Origin of the sequence: Synechococcus sp. OH2, assembly GCF_047462155.1 — a bacterium.
Classification (GTDB): domain Bacteria; phylum Cyanobacteriota; class Cyanobacteriia; order Thermostichales; family Thermostichaceae; genus Thermostichus.
Window position 1 is genome coordinate 24,722 of sequence record NZ_JANSIR010000065.1, and the last position, 4,360, is coordinate 29,081.

Annotated in this window: 5 protein-coding genes; 3 read left to right on the plus strand and 2 right to left on the minus strand. The window is 58.9% G+C overall.

Going from position 1 to position 4,360, the window contains the following annotated elements; translation table 11 throughout:
* The coding region (locus NW835_RS05325; RefSeq protein WP_414414736.1) for a nucleoside hydrolase at positions 1-104 on the minus strand (104 nt) is incomplete at its 3' end.
* A 431-nt stretch (positions 105-535) separates the two neighbouring features.
* Here NW835_RS05325 and NW835_RS05330 point away from each other — a divergent pair.
* The 3 genes from NW835_RS05330 to kaiC are packed head-to-tail and all read left to right on the plus strand — an operon-like array spanning position 536 to position 3,477.
* On the plus strand, positions 536-1,543 hold the full coding sequence (locus NW835_RS05330; RefSeq protein WP_414378779.1) for a circadian clock protein KaiA: 1,008 nt from the start codon (positions 536-538) through the stop codon (positions 1,541-1,543).
* Position 1,544: 1 nt separating this feature from the next.
* Complete coding sequence (gene kaiB, locus NW835_RS05335; protein ID WP_011430723.1) at positions 1,545-1,847, plus strand: circadian clock protein KaiB; 303 nt, start codon at positions 1,545-1,547, stop codon at positions 1,845-1,847.
* A 25-nt stretch (positions 1,848-1,872) separates the two neighbouring features.
* Positions 1,873-3,477 (plus strand): circadian clock protein KaiC, encoded by a 1,605-nt coding sequence (kaiC, locus tag NW835_RS05340; RefSeq protein ID WP_414366758.1) that lies wholly within the window; start codon positions 1,873-1,875, stop codon positions 3,475-3,477.
* A 329-nt stretch (positions 3,478-3,806) separates the two neighbouring features.
* On the opposite strand, the gene NW835_RS05345 is transcribed toward kaiC, so the two are convergent.
* Positions 3,807-4,358, minus strand: a complete 552-nt coding sequence (locus NW835_RS05345; protein ID WP_414414712.1) for a hypothetical protein — start codon at positions 4,356-4,358, stop codon at positions 3,807-3,809.
* Positions 4,359-4,360: the final 2 nt, after the last annotated feature.

Sequence of the window (4,360 nt, forward strand, 5' to 3'; positions counted from 1 at the left end):
ACCGTGGTAATGCCCAGCACTTGCAGCTCAGGTGACGCCATTGCCAGCAGCAGGGCCACTGCGTCGTCTTGGCCGGGGTCGCAATCGATGATCAGGGGCACCATAGGGATCCCGGAGGCTTTCTACCCCTATTGACACTTCCCCAACCAAAGGCGGGGGATTGTTACGCAGTCCACACGCGGACTCGTGAAGGCGCTGTCAAGACGCTCCTACCCAATTCCCTAGGGTAAAGCCCTGAGGTTCTGCTTACTTTGCTGAGCAACGCCCCCACACTATGCCCTGGTCGGGTCTTCCACCAGGGAACGCCAAGCGTTACTGGCTACTATACCAAAGGTCTCGGGCCCGCTGGCGCGAAGGGAGAGCAACTCAAGTTGCTTGCGAGCTTTTCCGCCCCGCCGTGCAAGGCTACCAAGCTGCCCCGCTGTGTAGGCGGCAATGGCCCGTTCTCCTTGAGTCTCTCTGGAGACCAAGGCAGATTCCGGCCAGGTTTAAGAAGATTTAAGATCGAAGTTAGCTCTTATCGTTTTATATCCTGTTGAAGCCCGACACCCACCCACTGCACATCAGCCTTTTGCTCGATTGGGAGCCGCCTGCTGGAGAGCCACTGGCGGCAGAGGCTTTGTTGTCGCCAGAACGCTTTGTGGCTGAGGTCTTCCAGGAGCCGGAAGCCTTTCTGGAGGCTCTGCAAGGGGAGGAAAACCATCCAGACTGCCTAGTGCTGCTGGTGGACGCGACGCGGCTGGACAAGCTGGAGGCGTTGGGCTGTCAGCTTTGCAAACAGGGACTGTTGCTGCCGACAGTGGTGGCCATTGTGTCGGAAGAGCTCAAACCGGAAGGCGGCGCCAGCCGCTCCGGTGAACCATCCTCCCCCCCTGTTCCTCCAGGGGCAAGAGCTCTGCTCAAGCGGGAGCGGTTTTTCTACCACAACGCCACCCTGGTTCGTCTCGTCTCGCCGTCAGAGCTGTTGCCGCCAAAGGGATCCCAGGCCACTCCTTCTGCTTCTCCCTCTCCCTTGGAGCTGCTGATCAACCGAGCCATTGCCCTGTTTCTCCAGATTGCTCCCACCTGCAGCCTGCCTGCAGCAAACCCTTACCCCAAGGATCAGCCCTACCTGCTCTACACGCACCAGCAGCAGCGGCGGCTGGCAGAAAAGCTGCGGGAACGCCTCGGCTACGCCGGCGTGTACTACCATCGGGATCCGGAGCTGTTTTACCGCCACCTGCCCCCCGACGAGCAGCAGGCCCTCATGCGGCGGCTGCGCAACCTTTACCAGGCGATTGTCCTGGAGTATTTTCAGTCCCCTGAGACCGTCAATGCCCGCATCGACGAGCTGGTGGCCCTTGCCTTTTTTGCCGACATCGGCGCTGCCCAACTGTTGGAGCTGCACATGAACCTGATGGAGGATTTTGCCAAACAACTGAAACTGGAGGGCCGCAGCGAAGAGATCCTGCTGGATTACCGCCTCACTCTCATCGACGTGATGGCCCACCTGAGCGAAATGTACCGTCGCTCCATTCCCAAACCTGCCCCAAGGGATCCCTAACATGTCCACTCGCAAAGCCTATGTCCTCAAGCTCTATGTGGCGGGCAATACCCCCAATTCTCTGCGCGCCCTCAGCACCTTGCAAGACATCTTGGAAAAGGAGTTCCGCGGCGTGTACAGCCTGAAGGTAATCGACGTCTTGAAAAATCCGCAACTTGCGGAGGAAGATAAGATCTTGGCGACACCGACCTTGGCCAAAATTCTGCCGCCACCGGTGCGGAAAATTATCGGTGATCTGTCCAACCGCGAGAAAGTGCTCATCGGCCTAGATTTGCTCTACGAAGAATTGGACGAAGAGGCTTAAGACAGGTTTTAGGAGAGAGAGGGGAATGAACCAACCATTGGGGCCTTCTGAGCCAGAAAAGCTGCAAGATAACGCCGCGGAGGGGATCCCATCGAGCTCCTTCCTAGGCGGGTCAGAGCTGCGGGGGATCCCGAAAAAACAGACGGGCATCGAGGGCTTCGAAGACATTAGCCACGGCGGGCTGCCCTTGGGGCGCACCACCCTGGTCAGCGGTACCTCTGGCACCGGCAAAACGCTGTTTGCCCTCCAGTTTCTCTACAACGGCATCGTCAAGTACCAAGAGCCGGGGATCTTCGTCACCTTTGAGGAAACCCCTGCCGACATCATCCGCAACGCCTCCAGCTTCGGCTGGGACCTTCAAGCCCTTATCGACAAAGGCCAGCTCTTTATTCTGGATGCTTCCCCGGATCCAGAGGGATACGAGGTGAGCGGCAACTTCGACCTGTCGGCCCTCATCGAGCGCATTCAATATGCCATCCGCAAATACAAAGCCAAGCGGGTTGCCATCGACTCGGTGACGGCCATCTTTCAGCAATACGACCCTGCCGGCGTGGTGCGGCGGGAGCTGTTCCGCCTGACGGCCCGCCTCAAACAGGCCAATGTCACCACAGTGATGACCACCGAGCGCACCGACGAGTACGGCCCCATTGCCCGCTACGGTGTGGAGGAGTTTGTCTCCGACAACGTGGTGATTCTGCGCAACATTCTGGAGGGGGAAAAGCGGCGGCGCACCATTGAGATCCTGAAACTGCGGGGCACCACCCACATGAAGGGGGAATATCCCTTCACCATCACCAACGAGGGGATCAACATCTTCCCGCTGGGAGCCATGCAACTGACGCAGCGCTCCTCCAATGTGCGCGTCTCCTCCGGCATCGAGAAGCTGGACGAAATGTGCGGCGGCGGCTTCTTCAAAGACTCAATTATCCTGGCCACCGGCGCCACCGGCACGGGCAAAACCTCGCTGGTGAGCAAGTTCCTGGAGCGGGGCTGCCTGGACGGAGAGCGCTGCATCCTCTTTGCCTACGAAGAGTCGCGGGCACAGCTTTCCCGCAATGCCTCTTCTTGGGGTATTGACCTAGAGGAGTTCGAGCGGCAGGGCCTCCTCAAGATTATCTGCGCTTACCCGGAGTCCGCCGGCCTGGAAGACCACCTGCAGAAGATCAAAACCGAGATGATGGCCTTCAAGCCCTCCCGCATGGCCATCGACTCGCTGTCGGCGCTGGCGCGGGGGGTGAGCCAAAATGCTTTCCGGCAGTTTGTTATCGGGGTAACCGGCCTGGCCAAGCAGGAGGAGATCACCGGCTTTTTCACCAATACCACCGACCAGTTCATGGGATCCCATTCCATTACTGAGTCCCACATCTCCACCATCACCGACACAATCATCCTGTTGCAGTATGTGGAGATTCGGGGCGAGATGGCGCGGGCTCTCAACGTGTTTAAAATGCGGGGATCCTGGCACGACAAAGGCATCCGCGAATATTTGATTTCCGATTCGGGCATTCAAATTCGCGATTCCTTCCGTGGCTACGAGCGGATTATCAGTGGATCCCCAACCCGCATCAATGTGGATGAGAAAAACGAGCTGTCTCGAATTGTGCAAAATGTACAATCTCTGGATGATTGAGGGGCCTAGCGGTCGCCAGATCCTTGCAACCAACCGCCAGCAGATAAGAATCTTAGGGTTGTGAGTCGCTCCGGACTTTTTCGGCTGCTTGACATTCCCCCAACTACAGTCGGGGGATTCTTACGCAGCCCATAGACAAACTCGCAAAGGCGCTGTCAAGACGCCCCTAGACGGTTCCTTGGAACCCAGTCTCAAGGTTCCGCTCACTTGTTGACTTACAGCACTGTCCGGGTCTTTCACCGGGGTGGGTACTTACATTGGCGAGCGACTCAAGTCGCTCAAGGACTCCGTCCCGCTAACGCGAACGGGCTTTTCCGCCCCGTACTAAATTAGGGGGCTACCCAGCTGCCCCGCTGTGTCGATGCGTCTGCTTCGGCAAGAGGCAGCTCCGGCAGAGGTGCCGGCTGAGGGAAAAAGTCGATGACCTCCCAGGTCTTGGCATTGGGAGAGGGATGGGCCAATAGCCACCGTTCGGGCAGGGTCTTGGGCTCTGCTTCCTCAGGGGAAGGGGAACTTTGCGCCTTCTGGTGGGCCAGGGTGAGCCGGAAGGGATTCCCCTGGCGGCGGTAGGGGCGGCGGGATCCCGGCGGCTTGACAATTAGGGTGTAGGTGCCGCTGAGGTGGTGGCCTTCCAGTTTCTCTCCTGAGGCCAACAGCAGGGGTTCACGGCGATCCTGACGGATTTGGACATCCTGCACTTCCAGACGGGCTGCCAAGCGGTCGCCGCCCACCAGAGAGGCAACCGCCCCAGCCGGGTGGGAGATCTGGTAGGCCAGCGCCTGCTGCACAACCGGCTTGGGGGGACGGGGGCCACAGCCCCCCAGTAACCCCAACAGTCCAATAGCTAGGAGGCTCATCAGGCAACGCAGGCTATTGCGCAGGG

Coding starts and splice junctions, on each gene's coding strand:
- kaiB (WP_011430723.1), top strand. CDS start 1,545: ATGTCCACTCGCAAAGCCTATGTCCTCAAGCTCTATGTGGCGGGCAAT.
- kaiC (WP_414366758.1), top strand. CDS start 1,873: ATGAACCAACCATTGGGGCCTTCTGAGCCAGAAAAGCTGCAAGATAAC.